Origin of the sequence: Acrocarpospora macrocephala (genome assembly GCF_009687865.1) — a bacterium.
Lineage (GTDB): Bacteria > Actinomycetota > Actinomycetes > Streptosporangiales > Streptosporangiaceae > Acrocarpospora > Acrocarpospora macrocephala.
Genome location: NZ_BLAE01000027.1, coordinates 1 through 15805, shown reverse-complemented (window position 1 = coordinate 15805; position 15805 = coordinate 1). Strand labels below are relative to the sequence as shown.

Below are 15805 nucleotides of genomic sequence, written 5' to 3'. Positions count from 1 at the left end.
TCTCCCATTGCGGCCCCTTACCTCAGCTCGAACTGATCCCTGAGCAATCCCATGTTGAGTCGCAACGTGCGCCCGTCTGGGAGAGTCTCCAGGACCTGAACCCCGTCGTAATTGAGAAGTTGGCGCAGGACGGCCGCGAACCCGTCAGCGCGAGTCGCCGGGTAGCCGACGCGCTGCGCCAAGGCGGTCGCAGGGAGAGTGCTGGTGTCGAGCAGCGCTCGCAGCGCGGTCTCGATCTTGTCCAGTGGAGGTTTCCTGGCCAGCAGACCAACCTGCGCCTGGAAGATATCCGAGCCGAGAAGCTGACGGGCCAAATCGTCATCGGGCGGACCCGGCTGAGGCACAACGGGAGTGGCAGGGATGGGGGCCACATCGAAGAGCGCGCCCGTCATCTCAACCGGTGGTTTCGACGATCCTGTCCGCTTCCTCGGCGCGGCAGCCACCTCAATCTGCGGGGATGCCGCATCAATCTGCGGGGGCGCCACATCCAGGGACCACCACGCCGGACGTTGATCACCCAGCTCACGCCAGCCTCTGGGAGGCTCTGCGCCAAAGGGCAAGAAGGCAAGGACCGGGATGGTGAACTCGGCGAGCGAGACCCCCCCGTGGTAACCGGCCTTCTGCATCGTGTAGCGGGAGTCGGCGTCCCAGAGCGCCACGATCTCAGCTCCTGGTTCCGGCCACACCACCCTCGGCCCGGACAGTGTGATCTCGGTTTCGCCCAACGGCCCGCCGGGCGCGCGGTGCCGGGCGGAGCCGACACTTTCGCCTTCGACCTTCACCCCGTGGCGGTCCACGACATGTCCGTGGTCGCTGGTGAGGATCACCGCCATCCCCTGCTCGGCGGCTATCCACAGCAGCTCTCGCAGCTTGCCGATCTGGTCGAGCCGCCATGCGCCGTCACCGAGCTTCTGCTCCTTGGCGAGCCGGTCATCAATGGTGTTCAGCACAACCGCGACATGCGTACGCTGATCCGCGAGCGCCTCGGTCAGCTCCGGCCCAAATGGGTCACCGACCGTGTCGCCGCGCAGGTCGTCCTTGTGGAAGACAGCGGCCGGAGCCCCTCCCCAGAAGCGGTGCGTGGGAAAGTGCCGCTTCTCGTCGACCTGACCGCCCTTCGAGAGCTTCCCCGCGAACAGTGAAGTTCGGGACACCGTGGTCAGAGTTGGAATCGCCGCAGCCATCCCGCGCCGGCGCGCCGGCGCACTTTCGATGTCCGGTATGGGGTCGTACTCCGCCCAGTGTCGGCGCATTTCCTCGCTCAGCTCGGCGGCGATCGCGGCGCTCATGCCGTCCAGAACCAGCAGCAAGATTCGTCGCCCCGCCCTGAGCGTCACCAGCGGCCGGACCACGCGAACGAGGAAGGACTCTACGGTCAGCATCGAGCCGGGGTCCGTACCTGCCGCCGTCCACGCGGCCAGTGTCCGGGCGAAGGATCGGTCGATCTCGTGCCGCCGCTTGCGGGCGCGGGTACCCAGAGTGTCGTATGCCGCTTTCAGCACAGGATCGGGGTCGCCCCCCGCCTCGACGTGCTCCAGCGCCTGATCCGCCCAGCCGGTCTCGGCGATGTGCCGTTCCACCGCGGCCGCGACGGTTTCGGCCTCCACGGCGGGGTCCGTTGCCAGCCACTGGGCGAGCCGCTGTCCCATCTTGGCCCGCTCGATCCGCACTCGCGCGTCTGGGTCGACCGCCAGGTGGTGCGCGTCCAGCTTCCGGACGGCCTTCGCGATCTCTTGAGGCTCTCCGGCTGCCAGCGCCTGGCCAGCCGTCACGAACCGTGCCCTGAGACCGGCGGCCAGTACGGGGCTGGCCTCGACCGCGGTCTCGGCGCCGAGCTGCCGAGCCAGGGAACCCGCTCGATCCAGGACCGTGCCGGTGAGCCGTCGCGCTTCGCGCGCCGCTTCTTCGTCCCCTTCCGTACGGCCAGCGCCGAGCAACCTCAACACGAACTCTTCGCAGTCCAGCGCGAATGCCGTCATCAACAGGTCGAATGCCTCGCCGACTGCGGGTGGTCCCTCACCGAGCCACCGCTCGGCCCGTCCGCGCGCCCGGTTAGTCTGCGCGTCAGCCTCGGCGTGCAGCCACAGTGCCGCGCACACTAGCCCGTATGGCACAGCGTCCGCTCCATGCTCGGCTTCGACCAGCGCGAGCAACGCCCTTCCGGACGCCCCAGCCTGGTCCTCCTCGCCGAGGAAAGCTGCCAAGCCCGCCCGTTCCGGCCCGCGCAGCGCGAGCAGCCGCTCCGGGCCTCCCGGGCTAAGGGACCACGCCAGCAAGGTGTAAATGTTCAGGTCGTCATCGAGCAGTTGATTGTCGTCTGTGGCATAGCGCCCGAGTCGCAGGCGACGCATCACGAGCGCCGAGAGCGCGGCCCGGCGCGACAGCACCCCACCGGCCAGGGGAGGCCAACCTCCTGGGGGAGCGGCGTCCAGGAGTGCCTCGGCCGCCCAGTTGGCATCCCGCAACCGGGCATCGACCTGCTCAGCGCCAAACGCCTCCCTGACGACGTTCCAGCTGTCGACGGTGTCGATGCGCTGCTTGTGCACGCGGGAAAGAATCGCCGGGTCGAGTTCTGGCTGCTCACGGTCGGTCAGCACGACCAGCACCGCTGGTGTCCGGGAGCCGACCGCCTCATGGCCGAGCACCAGTTCGTGTACGGCCAGCGGCGAGGACGCCGTCGCCACCAGGGCCTGCCGCCCGTCACCCCAGGCCAGATCGCTGGGACCGTCCCACTGGGGCGCGGATCGAAGGAGCACGACACGTCGTTTCCCACCGCCCGTCAAGGACGTGGCCAAAGACGACTGCGATGACAGGTACTGGGTGACGGTCGCGACGTTCAACCGCGCCGTACCCGCGGTGGCTGTGATGCTCATTCGTCCACAACCCGCCAAGTGATCTCGATGGTGACGCCTGGCTGCTGAGCCACCAACTCCGCCAAATCGGCCCGGAGATCGGCCACCGCCCTGGCCGCCGTAGTCGTGCGGCGACCGCTTGACCGGCGCGCGGGGCCGTCTACCGGCACTCGCGGGTCGCTGGTGACCGTGTCCAGGTCCACATTTTCCGGTCCAGGAGGCAGTGGGGTGGGACCGGGCGAGGGCGGCGAGGGCTGCGGGTCCCTCTGGTTGCGCTTGATCAGCGCGGTGACGTCGCGACGGGTGTGGTCCAGCGCCTCGATGAGGTCGGCCGTACGCTGGTCGGCGCGGGCTATCCCGCGCAGGGACTCCAGCAGGGCTTTGCCGTCGGGCCCTTGCCCCTCCGCGAGGTCCAGCGTGTCCCAGGCTGCCCCGGCGAGAGCCTGGGCGACCGCCTGAGCCTTCTTAATGGAGGTCCCATACCGGTCAGGACTCACCGGGTCGAGAGCGAAGCGGGCCAGCGTCTCGATGGTCTTCTTCGCCGAGGACGCCCCGGCACCGGCCTGCCCGGTGTCCACCAGCGCCTTCAGCAGTTCGAGCGACCGCCGGGCGACCACGAGACGTCCGCTCTCGTCGGTCTCGTCCAAGCCGAGAAACGCGGCGTGATCCTCCAACTGCCCGACCAGTCCTGCCGCGTGCTCCTGGTAGGAGCGCGCAGTGGTCAGGATCTGACGGGCGAGCTGGTGCACCATCCTGCCGCGCCGAAGCGTCGGCGCCTTCTCACCGAAGATGGTCTCGAACCGCTCCCTGGCCGTGTTCCAGTTGCTTTCCCCCGGCAAGGGCTGGCTGCGCAGCGCGTCACCCGGCTTGATCTGCGCCAACTCGGGTGCGGGGTCGAGCGGGACACCCCCACGCACCCACACTCGGTCGTCCATCTCTGCGAACGAGGCGGCCACCAGGTTCGCGAGGAACGCTTCCAGACCGCGCTTTTCCGGCTTGTCCATCCAGTCGATGAGGTGGATCAGGCTCAGGTCCCCGGTTATGCCTTCGGTCTGCGCCAGCCTCCGGAAGTGATCGGCCCAGCGGTTGGACAGCTCGAAGTACGCCTCTTTCTGCTGCCCGAGGCCGAGCGGCCCGGCTACTCGCTCCATCAGCTTGCGGTCCTTGGCCGGCACCTCAACCCGTCCGTCGCGGGCCTCGGCGGCTCCTCGGACGTGCGTGAAGACGATCCTCGCGTCGGCCGCCTTCACCGCGACCCGCGTCCCATCTGGATCGAGATTAGGGTGCTGCGGGAACTGGGCAGCCAACAGCTTGCCAGCGATCCCTCGCACTGCCTCGTGCATCGACTGCCCAAACGAGACCCGCAGGCCGCTGACCTCGCGCAGGGACACGAGATGTTCGTCGAAGCCCAACTCGACGTCGGTGGTCGTCTTCGTCATCAGCCCATAGGCCTGTTTGAAGGCGCCCTTTACCTGCTTGAGCAACGCCAGTTTCTGGGTCTCCAACAGGCCCTTGGCGCGGGCCCGGTTGTCGGCATTGAGATGCGCCGCGTACTGCGTGGCGAACCGGTTGTCGTCCGAGAGCGCCTTGTCGATGATGACCAGCCGCTTGAAGTCGGCCAGTCGCTGGGCGGACAGATGGGTCGGCACCCAGGCGACCGTCCGGGTCCGCTCGCGCTGCCGTTCACCCAGGCCCCGAAGACGGTTGATGTCATCCACAGGACCGTAGTCATTCTCGTCGAAGGGCAGATCGACGATGATCCGCCACTGTCCCTCGATCTGTGGCTGCAGATCATGATCGAGCAACTCGTCCTCGTCCGCGATGTTTCCGAAGATCACCTCGGTTGAACGGGTTGAGCCGCGCCACACCAGGCGCAGCTCGTCGGCCCCGAGTCGCCCGTCGGTACGGTCCACTCCCAGTTCTTCGATAAGCAGCCGCTTGGCGAGCGCGATCCGGTTGCTCGGGTTGTCGTTGACGGCCGCGTTGGCGATGACCGAGTCGACGTCGACGCCCGCGAGCTCCAGCCGCACGCCCGGGTTGACGTCGGTGCCGGTCTCCTTGATCTCGGGGAAGCGGGCGGCCCACTCGGCCACCTTGCTCTTGATGATGCCGACCTCGCTGCCCGGGATCGGCGCGGTCACCGAGCCGTAGTTCAGCGCGCCAAGACGACGAATCGTCAGGTCTCTGAGCGCGGGGACACTGGGCGCCAGTGCCGACAGCAGCAGGGTGCAAACGAGCTGGTTCTCGCCGACGAACACCTTGCAGCGCTGAGCGAGCTGGGGGTCGGCGATGGTCTCGGGCCGGTGGAGGTACTGCTCGACCTCGTCCTCGGTGAGGTTCGCGGCGGTCAGCAGGTAGGGCCGGAGTTTGGTCTTGTACAGCTTGTCGGCGGCCTCGAAGACCACCTTCAGGCTGTCCACGAACGGCTTGTCACCGCCGTCGGCGATCACCGGGTACAGCTCGCCGACCGGGATCAGCTGTCCGAGTCGCAGGTCGTTGCGATGGCGGGCCAGCAGTTGCCCCATCAGCTTCAGGCCCGTGCGGGAGCGCTGCAAGGCCGAGGAGATGTGGACCAGGGTGTCCATGAAGGCCGGCGAGAAGGGGTATGTCAGCCGGAACGACTCCTCATCCGCGCCCGTGGTCCCGCTGTCCGAGCCGAGCAGGGTGTCCCACACCTGCGGGCCGAGCTTCTTGGTCTGCTCGAAGGCCGCGGTGACCAGTTCCGCCTTGCCGTCCTTCGGAGTAAGCAGGCGGGCGTGGGCGATCTGCGGAAGGTTGCGATCCTCCAATGTGATCTTGTCGAACCGTCCGGAGGCCAGGTTCAGCGTGTCCTGGATCGACGCCTCCGCCGCGCCCGACACCTCCTCGCCGACCAGTTCACGCAGGTCACGCTGGCGCGCGATGAACGACACGATGGGGATGGCCCGCCGCGCGTCCCCTCCCTCGACGAAGTTCGTGATCTTACTGGCTTCCCGGGCCACGAACTTCTGGTCGTGAATGAGCGTCGCCAGCCAGAGAATCAGCTCGTCCATGAACAGGATGAGCCCGTCGTAGCCGAGTGCCTTGGCGTGCTGGGCGATAACCGACAGACCGGCGTCCAGGGACACGAAGCCGTGCTCGTCCTCGACTGCGTTCTTCGCAAACCCGGGCAGCAGGTTCGTGCTCGCGTCCTGCACCAGCTTGGCCCGCAGCTCCGCCGGAGTCGTCGGATGCACCAGGTTCAGCGACTCACCGCCATCGTGCGCCTCCTCCGCGGAGAGAGCGGCGTCGAGCAGGTCTGGCGTCCAGGCGAACGACTCGCCCCACTCGTCGTCCTCGCCGCCATCCTCAGCGCCGAGGCCGCCGATGACCGCCGCGTCTCCCATCCGCGCCCGCATGGCCCGGATGTCGGTGAACAGCGAGTCCGTGCGGTAGACCTGCGGCGTCGACGCATCCGAGTGCACCTTCTTGATGTGGCTGACGTAACCGCCGAGCACCCGCTGCTCCAGGGCCTTCGCGCCAAGCATGTGGTACGGCACCAGCAGAAACTTCTTGCCATCGCTGACCAGCCACTCGTGCCGGGTCAACACCGGGTCGAAGTCCTTCCTGGCCCGGGCCGTATGATTACCACTGAGCAGCGCGTACAGCACCGCCATGAAGTGCGACTTACCAGAACCGAACGAACCGTGCAGGTAAGCCGCCTTCGACGCGCGCCCATCAAGCGCCGACTTGATCAGCCCAAGCGCCTCGTCGAAGTTGTCCAGCAGTCGCTCGGTGACCACGTAGTCCTTGAGCGCGTGCTCAGCCCCCTCAGGCGTTACCGCCTCGGCCAAGCTCAGCACAAAGTCCGAAGTGGAGATCGACTCCTTGATGTCGATGACATCCCGGAGCGGGGGGGGCTGCTGTGCCATGACGTGCTCGATCTCCTTCACTTCCTCTTCGCTTACTGCTTCTTGCTGGTACGGCCAGCGCGAGCGGGCGCGGCAGGAACCCACGAGCGCAGGTCATTGTCGGTCAGACCGTGCTCACCCTGGATCTGCTGCCGGTAACCCGCGAAGAAGTCGGCGGGCGAACCGCTGTACATCGGGTCGAACTCGTTGTGCCACTGGTCCAGCCACGGCTGGAGCTCCAGTAGGCCAGCGAGGAACGGGGTGATCTCCTCGGTCGACAGCGCATGGTTGGTGAAGTACGTCGCCAACGCCTGCGCCTGCTCCCGGTGATCCCAGCCCGCCCAGCCATAGAGATCGGGTGTGAGGGTATTGGTCGATGCGTAGGAGATGAAGCGCTCCTTCGGCACGTCCAACTTGCCGCGTGCCCGCCAGTAGGAGGGACGCAGAAAGTCCGCCGAAGCGTACTTCGGCGGCACGGGGATGGAGTCCCGAATCTTCCGCTTGGCGGGCTCATCCGGGGCGGCATCCTCCTGGCGCTGGAGGTCCCAGACGTGTTCCCAATCAGCGCGCTTCTTCAGCCCGGAAGGCTTGTAGCGCAGGACTGGGAGGAGGGGAATATGTTCGTCAGCGAGAAGGCCTGCAACGACAGCCGCCAGTTCCTTACGGGGCCCGTAGAGCTGGGCGACGGAGACGAAGTGCTCATCACGCGAGAGCGCGTCGGTAAGCCGGGCAAGCGTGAGAAGAGTAGGCAATTCGTTCTCTTCGTACCAGTGCTCGCGAGCCTCAATGCGGTCCAGCAGCCAGGAGCGAAGCGCCTTCTCCTGAAGAACGTCCCAGCCCTCGGTCGCCCAACGACGCTTGTATTCGGGCCGCTCCACCATGCCGATCGCACGGGATGACTCGATGGCGTCAATGCGCCTCTGGACTATCTCCTTGTATGGCTCAGGCCAATGAGCAGGTATGTCGATGGTCGGGGTGGACCTGTGTCGCTTGAACCACTCATCAGACGCCTCATTTGTATGCACGCGGCGAGCGAGCACAATCTCGAAAGCCCGTTCGCCGAGAACGAGCGCTGGCACCTCCGTGGTGTCTGCGGCACGCAGATCTTCGGGGTGAAGATCGTATAGCGAGTAGACCTGCCAGTCCAGCTCCTCCTGAAGGGTAATCATCTGTGCACGGGTGAATTCCCATTCCGCCTTCGCCTCGCGAAGGGTGGTCGCCGTAGGGATGCCGGACGCGATGATGGCAGAAGGACTTGTGGCGGCGAGCTGTTGGGCCAGAGCGTCGAGAGCCGTGGCAAGGGTGGTGGGACGGCCAGATGGAAGAGGAAACATGCCCATCGGTGTCCCGTTGAACTGGTAGAAGTCGTCAAAGGGGATCGTGCTCTGCCGAGCCCCCTTTGAATCGATAGTGCTTCCCATGTTGTGACTCACCTGCTTGAGCCAGAAACCAGCGGTGGAGCTGTTGAGCAGTCCGAGTAGTCCCACGTACTCCTCCTCGCTCGCCCCCTCGCGCAACTTGATCACCGGCGCGGATCGATTGAATACCTTTCCACCTCGGTCGAGCACAAAGTGGTTATGTGTCGCCACGAACGCGAACGCGATCGACATCGGAGCACGGTATCGCTTCGGAAAGAACATGCTGTGGTCAAACCATCGGAGACCACGCTGCTCGGGGGTCTGGCCGAAGTCGATGCGTTGCCGCAGAACAGTCCGATTGGGCCACAGAAAAGACATTACCGATACGTCGGTGCCCGGGTCCGATGAGTTGCCTTGAACGTCATACGGCAGATAGGCGAAATCGGGTGCCTCGATGGTGTAATCACGGACACCATCACCGAGCACTGCTGGAACGCATGATTCTGCCATGCCTCTGGTCCTTGCGGCTGAAGCTGGCAAGAAGTAAGCCGGGTCCATACCCGTGTGAGTAGTTCGGCCGATGACATCGATCGCGATGCCCATGGTCTGAGAGCCAGCCCTGCTGATCCGCTCATTGAGCTCCAGACCGCCATCGGCCAAGATCCATGGCTGCTTGCCGAAATATCTTTCGCGGCTCAGATCATCCACCGTGACCCATTGGCTGACGGACCCAGATTTATCGATCTGGCTCAGGATCGCGTTCCAGACCAACCCATCCTCGCCGTTCTCAGGTGCGGACGGCTCACCTTGAACGCTTCGGACTGTGCGAACATTTTCAGAACGTCCGTTTCCCTCGCGGCGCTTTCCGATAAGAATGACCGTCGGAGTTCCGTGCCCGGGAATGTAGGCGCCCGAGGTGTCGATGACCTCGGTCAACTCGACTTGATGGGCAAAGTAGTCTTCGATCAGTTTCGTGCCGAATTCTCGCTTCATGAAGGAGCTCGCCGTGATCTGGCCGACCATGCCGTATCCACGCCCATCGGCGTCCCCCCGCGTCGCCAGCTCGAAGAAACGCTGAGCGAACGGCACTGACAAGGCGTAGGTCCCTGCGCAGGCTTTGTACAGGTCCCGGTACAGCTCGTTGAGCTTCTTGTCCTTGACCGTGACATACGGCGGATTGCCGACTACGACGTGATAGCGACCCTGTTCCAGGATGCGCGGGTATTCGTGCACGTCCTCCGTGGCGTACGCGAACTCCACCAGCGGATCGCTCGGCACATCGTCACCGAACATCAGCGGGAGCTGCCGTTCCTTGATCAACGAGTCGCCAACGGCGAGGTGGATCGGCCAGTCATACTTGGCGGCTTCCTTCATCGTCCGCACGCCCGAGGCCGCCATTGCCGCGACCAGCAAGCGGAACCTGGCGACCGCAACCGCGAACGGGTTCAGGTCCACCCCGTGCACAGAGTCAAGCGCCGCCCGCACCCGCTCGTGCAGTTCCCGCCCGGGCTGACGCTCCCCCCACAGCCGTACCAGCCGCCGGAACGCCCCCAACACGAAGTGCCCCGATCCGCAGGTCGGGTCGATCATCTTCAGTTCTTCGTAGCCGAACTCCCGCACCGCCGGGTCCATCGCCCGGTCGAGGATGAACTCCTCCACGAACTCCGGCGTCTGGAGCAGCGCATAGGTCTTCCGCGCCGCCTCGGACAGGTCCTGATACAGGTCGCCCAGAAACCGCGTGTCCCATCCCTCCGTGCCGTCCTCCTTCAACGGATCCACGAAATCGTGAACCAGCGCGCCCGCTTCGTCGCGATTCCGCCAGAACTCGACGAGTTCGCCCGCTCCGTCATGCGACAGCGGGATCTGGAACAGCGGGTTGTGCCTGCGGTTGAACAGTAGTTCTCCGGCCTGCCCTTCGCCCAGTTCCGCGAAGGACCGCTCCAGCCAGCCGCGATACGTCGGGTCGGGATCCTCCTCGACGTATGCCTCATAGCGCGCCTGCGCCAGATCACGCCGCTCGGTGTCCGGAGCGGTCAGGTAGGGCTCGGGGATCAACCGGTTGTCCTCGCAGAAGCGCACGAACACCGTGCCCAGCACCCACGCCACCGCGACCTGTGTCACGCGCTCGTCCAGCCAGGAGCCCCAGGTCGCCGCGGTCCGCCCGAGCTTGCGTGCCTGGTCGTACTCGGCGCGTAGCCGTACACCGACCTCAGGTACGGCCTTGATCTGCTTGCCGAGGTCGATCTCAACCGCCTTGACCCGCGACTTCAGGTCGTTGAGCAGAAGCTTGCGGTTGATCATTTGGTGTCTCCTGGTCGCATCGTCTCAACGTTCCCGCCGGCTCGGTGGGTGTTGGTCACCCACGAATCCGGCAGCTCGATCCACTCACCCAGGCCCGCCTGGTACGGCACGGCGACCGTGCCGAGTATCGGTTCGCGGGCAGGATCGCCCTGCGGGCAGAGCAGCCAGAGGCCACGCCTGCCCAGCCGGGCGGCTGCCGCCAGCCGATCCAGGACACCCATCGCGTCGTACCGGGCGAACACCCCCGCGTCCGTCATCAGCACTGGGCCCGCACCATCGCTGAGCGAATCCCGCATTCGCGGCTCAATCCGGCCCCAAGCCGTACGAGCGTACTCCGCGAACTTCAATGCTGCTCGCGTACCGGGTTCGGCGATATCCGCCCGCAGGATGGTGTCCCACGTCGGCTTCGTCCCCGGTGGCACCAGGTCGTGCATGGCCGCCAGGAATAGCTTGGTCACCGAGACCACTTCGGACCCGAACCTGCTGCCCGCGAGTTCGGCCACCGCCAGCTGGCTCAGCCCCGCACGCACAGTCAGGACCCGGAATCCATCCCGCCGCGCGGATGCGGTGAGCCGTTCCTCCGCGCGTACCGCGCCAGCTAGCTGCGGGTCATCGGCGTATCGGTTGGCTGCGCTGAGCTGGGTGGCCTGCCGCCAGGCAGCCACCGACAGGTAGCTGGAGGCCCCATCCATCCGCGTGGGCAGGTAGCGCACGGTTCTGGTGTCTTCGCGGGTGGACAGGGTCAGATCGAAACCCGCCTCACGCAGGGCCCTGGTCAACGGCCCGCCGGTAGGCAGATCCTGTCCACCGTGCGTTAGCTCTGGGAATCGTGCCCGCACCCGCTCATGGATGTCCTCGCCAGTCAGCCCAGGCTGACGCTCCTCGGGCACGCCGGGAATCAACCGGACCAGGCCCGCCTGAGTGAGCCGGAGCGCCCGCACCAATGGCAGATCACGCGGGTAGATCTCCAGCCGCGGGGTGGCGGCGGCGTTCTTGGAGGCGGCGGCGGCGAGTTCGACCATGCGGCGCTCGTCCCACTCGACCACGCCGGATGGCGGGTTGATCGCGCCCAGCTCCCCCAGCACGATCGTCGCGGTTGGCAACGTCTCGAACTTGGCGAGACGGTCGGCGACCCGCCCCAGACGATGCGCATAGTCGAGCAGGCCCGGAGCGGATGGCGTGTCAGGGGCGTCGTCCTCGCCGACCTCCAAGGCCAAGAGTCCCGCGCCCATCGCCTCGTGCGTGGCCTCGCGGTTGGCGGCGTGCCGGAACGGCCCCTCTTCCGGTACGAGCTGCTCCGCCTCGACCACGGCCCGGACGGCGGCTAGCGCAAGGGCCCGGCGACGCTCGCGACCCTGCAGGCGAGTGCCACGCCGGACGGCCAGCGCGTCGGCGATCTCGGCGGCGGAGGCCACCCGGCCGAGCCCGGTCAGCAGCTCCAGGATCTCCTCCCGGAGCGCCCGCACGGCCGGGAGCTTCTTCCAGCGCGTCCGCTGGCCCTTCAGCATCTGCGGGATTCGGCCTGGGCTCAGACCTAATGCGTCGGCGACGTCCTTCTGCTTCGGCCACGCGCCGATGACAGGCAGCTCGCCACGCTCGTCGGGCAAGCGCAGCAGGAACCGCACCATGTCGACCTCGCTGCGGTTGGAGCCGTTCTTCTTCAGTTCCGGCACGAACAGCGTGGCCAGGGTGTCCAGACTGACTGAGCGCAGGGTACGCGGAGGAAGCAACTCCGCGTCCTCGCCGGTAGCCAGGATGTTCACGAGAGCGGACTCCGTGCCGCTGAGCTGTGCCAGCTCCTGTTCCGCCTCGCGGCGGCCCTCAGGGGTGAGCGGGAAGACAGGAGCCTGACGCAGCCGCTCGCCCCACTCGCGCTGGCGCCGCTGGATCTCGTTGCGGGTCTTCGCGCCCAGGCCGGGGGCGTTGACGAGATAGCGCTGGCTGTATTCCAGCAGTTGGCCCACCGTCGTCACGCTCAAGCCGTACAGGAAGGACTCGGCGGCGGGGGTGAGGCCCGCGGCTGACAAGTGGGTGTCGCGGGTGGCTTCCGCGGCGAGCCGGTCGCGCTGCTGCTCGGCGGACTCCGGCTCAGCTGCGGCAATCGCCACAGGGGCCGCCTGTTCAGACGCGGGCTCGGGGTGGCGGCTGGCGCGAGGAGTGGACGGCGTCGTCTCCGCCATGTCCAGGAAGAGTTTCTTCCAGGCGTCCCGCATCGGCTTGAGGTTCGCGAAGCGCTGGGCGGCGTCACGGTGCAACGCCTTCTGGAAGAAGGCGACGAGACCGTCGCGCACAGCGGGGTCGAAAGCGTCGGCCGCGATCGTCGGGGATGGCCACTGGTCCGGGTCGGTCTGCCGGGGCGACACCTTGCCATCGCCCCATTTGGGCAGCTCGCCGGAGGCCATCTCGTGGAGTGTGGCGGCGACCGCGTACCGTTCGGCCTGGGCGTCGTAGACCGAGCGGGTCAGCGACCCGATGAATGGATCGAGATAGCCCTCAGTGCCCGCGTCTGTCTCCTGCACCGCGTACCCGGCGAGTGAGAAGTCGATCAAGACGAGTTCGCGGGTCCGGTTGGGCCGCACTCGAATAGCGATGTTGTCCGGCTTGATGTCGCGGTGCCAAACGCCCTCACCCTCCAGGAAGTCGACCGCGCCGAACAGATAGTCGCCATATGCCTCAAGCTGGTCGACCTGGAGTCGGCCGCTCTCGCGCAGTTGACGGGCAACCGTCTCCTCGCGGCGGCGCGTGCCGGTGCCTGCTTCCGCCTGTTCGCCGGAGTCCCGCTCATCACCGACATACTCCAGGGCGAGGACCGTGCGCCCGCCGATGAGTAGCGGCTCCGGCTCGACCAGCCGGATGACGCGCGAGTCGGGGCGCAGCCGACCCATCACCTCCGCTTCGCGGGCCAGAACCTCGCCGCGAGTGTCAGACAGGGCCACTTTCAGCACAGCCAGGACGCGGGCGCCACGCGCCCTCGAGTCCGCTCGAAGGTCACGCACGAGGAAGGCACGGCTCGTCGAACCTGTGCCCAGTCTGCGCCGTACTTCCCAGCGGCCAGCCAGCACATCGCCGGCGACTGCATCCACCGGGTCCTTCTCTGAACTCTGTGCCTGCGGTTCATCGGTGTCGCCGGGAACCGCGGGAGAGGTCAGCGAGTCCTCTACATACTCCAACATCTCCAGGAACTCATCGACGGTGGCGAGCCGTCGCGTCGGCTGGTAGGCGGTGGCGGCCTGCACCAGTTCGTCAATGTCCTCCGACAGCCCGTCCACAACCGCGCTGGGGTGGAGCCCTTCCCCGGCCTCCAGCCGGGCCAGCAGTTCGGCCTGGCTCGCACCCGGAGCCTTTCCCGTGGCAAGCAGATACGTGAGTACGCCGAGCCCGTACACATCGAGGGCGATGGGGTCGGGGTTCATCGCGGTCAACTCGGGCGCGAGATACGCGTCCGCGTCCTCGGCGAGATGGATCGCCGACAGGGCCGTCGGGGCGAACCGCGTCGCGCCTTGCGACTGGCCACTACTGCGCTGGGTGGCGATCTGCCAATCCGAGATCTGCAGATGAGGCACCAGCCAGGCGGCTTCCTCGCCGAGGCTCTGACCCTCCGGACCCCGGTTACGGGGGATGACATGCACGGACCGGGCGGCCAGCGCACGGTGGTGGATACGGCTGGAGTGCGCGGAGCGCATCGTCTCGGCGAGCTGGCGGACCAAGGCCATCCGACCGAGGATGTCGAGCTTGTCCCCGTACTGGACCAGATACTCGTCCAGCCGCAAGGTCTGAGGGTGGTAGTCGAAGATCAGCGCAGGACCGGCCGAGTGCCCGGAGGGATCGTACTGCTTCAGGTTGACGACGCCCGGGTGGCGGAACCGGCGCAGAATGGCCGCCTCACGCCGGGCGGCGTTCTCCACCGACTGGCGGATCGACGCGTCCGAGCCGCGTTCTCGCAGGTAGATACGGACGCGAGTCGCCTCGGGGAGCTCACTGTGCCGGGCCAGGTAGTCGGCCCAGGTTGGGCCGGTGTCGAAGGACTTGCGCTCCAGCAGATAGGGGCCGACCTTGTACTCGGCGTCGCTGCGGCGGATGCCGACCCGCTCCAACGCGGCCTTGATCTCCCGGGACCTGGCTGGGCTGATCCGGTCTCTATCGGTACGTGCGGGCTGCCGGAGCATCTCGACGAGCTCATCGACGGTGTAGACACCGTTCTGGTCGTGGGCCGGCAGACGCACCCGAAGCGAGGAGTCGGTAAAGCAAACGGCCGCACTGACCCACACGCGTTTGCCGCTCTGCCCAAGCAGCCCGGCCAGTTCCTTCGCCTTCTTGTCGGTCAGGTGAAGCGGGTTGCCGTGTGGAACGCGACGGCCACTCGGGGTGGTCTGCACCCAAGTACCGTTCTCCGCGGTGACACTGCCGTGCCAATCCTTGAGTTCGATCATGCAGACGCCACCAGGGGAGACGACCAGGAGATCGACTTCGCGTACATGACCGGCCTGCGCGGTGAAGGTGAAGTTCGACCAGGCCCGCCATGGTTCGGCGCCCGGCAACCTTTCGCGTATGGCCTCTAGGCCGCGGCGCTCATGGTCGAACTCGGACTCGGTGACGGTGGTCCACCGGCCTTCGAGCATGCGCCCACTCCGCCAATCGGTGCTGCCTCGTCGGCCGCTGAACTGGGCCGAATGTCTGATCAGATGGTATCGGCGAGATCCGACAATTGAGGGCGATCAAAAGAAAGCTCCAACTGTACGAGCTCTCCAAGCTGCTTACGGCCGCTTGGTGAACCTGGAGATACAACCGGATGGAGCCCTGCGTCAAAGATTTCAGAACGATCAACTTCATCGTGTGGACACCTGTGTCGGCGACGCTGCAAAAACTGACCCCCTTAGGGCGGGCAGGTTCTAGCCCGGCTTGATTCGGCGAAGCCGGGAAGATCGAGTCAAGTTTGTGGATGTTGAGGTGGGGTTGCCTGGTCAGGCGGCGATGCCCGCGCGCTGGGCCAGGTCATCGATCGCGCTTTGGTAGGTGCGGGTGGCGTTGGCCAGTCGGCTGGGCTGGTGGAGTTCGGCCATGCCGGTGGTGAGGAACTGGTCGTGGGCTGCGGTGAGGAAGATCGCGTGCCGTAGGCCGAGGTCGGTGACGCGGTAGCGGTGGCTGCGGGGGATGCGTTCGATCAGGCCGTGGTGGCGTAACCGGCGCAGGTCGTAGGTGGCCTGGCCGGCGGTGATGTGCGGGCGGTGGAGCAGCTCGGCGAGCAGCGCTCGCAGGTCGGCGTTGGTAAAGCCGTTGATCTGCAGCCGGAAGAGCACCAGCAGGTGCAGCAGCGCTTGAGCGCGGGGGTCGGTCAGGCGGAGTCCGGCGGTCCGGCTGCCGTCGGGGTGCACGATGGGATCGCAGGTGGCGTGGACGGCGTCGGCTCCGGTGATCGGGTCGTGGC

At 66.4% G+C, this 15805-nt stretch carries 5 protein-coding genes; all 5 read right to left on the bottom strand.

The window, feature by feature from the left end; all coding sequences use genetic code 11:
- Window positions 1–17: 17 nt before the first annotated feature.
- The gene (gene pglZ, locus Amac_RS23225) at window positions 18–2873 is read right to left on the bottom strand and encodes a BREX-2 system phosphatase PglZ (protein ID WP_155356503.1); all 2856 of its coding nucleotides are present in this window, start codon (window positions 2871–2873) and stop codon (window positions 18–20) included.
- A complete protein-coding gene (gene pglY, locus Amac_RS23220; protein WP_155356502.1) occupies window positions 2870–6742 on the bottom strand; it encodes a BREX-2 system ATPase PglY in 3873 nt (1290 codons plus the stop codon). The genes pglZ and pglY overlap by 4 nt, the downstream gene beginning before the upstream one ends.
- Window positions 6743–6774: 32 nt before the next feature.
- Window positions 6775–10380 carry a BREX-2 system adenine-specific DNA-methyltransferase PglX gene (pglX, locus tag Amac_RS23215; RefSeq protein ID WP_155356501.1) on the bottom strand — a complete coding sequence of 1202 codons (3606 nt, stop codon included), beginning with the start codon at window positions 10378–10380 and terminating at the stop codon, window positions 6775–6777.
- Window positions 10377–14999, bottom strand: coding sequence for a BREX system serine/threonine kinase PglW (gene pglW / locus Amac_RS23210; protein WP_155356500.1), 4623 nt, complete (start codon window positions 14997–14999; stop codon window positions 10377–10379). Before pglW ends, pglX begins: the two co-directional genes overlap by 4 nt.
- 342 nt (window positions 15000–15341) lie before the next feature.
- The coding region (locus tag Amac_RS53785; protein ID WP_218041241.1) for a hypothetical protein at window positions 15342–15805 on the bottom strand (464 nt) is incomplete at its 5' end.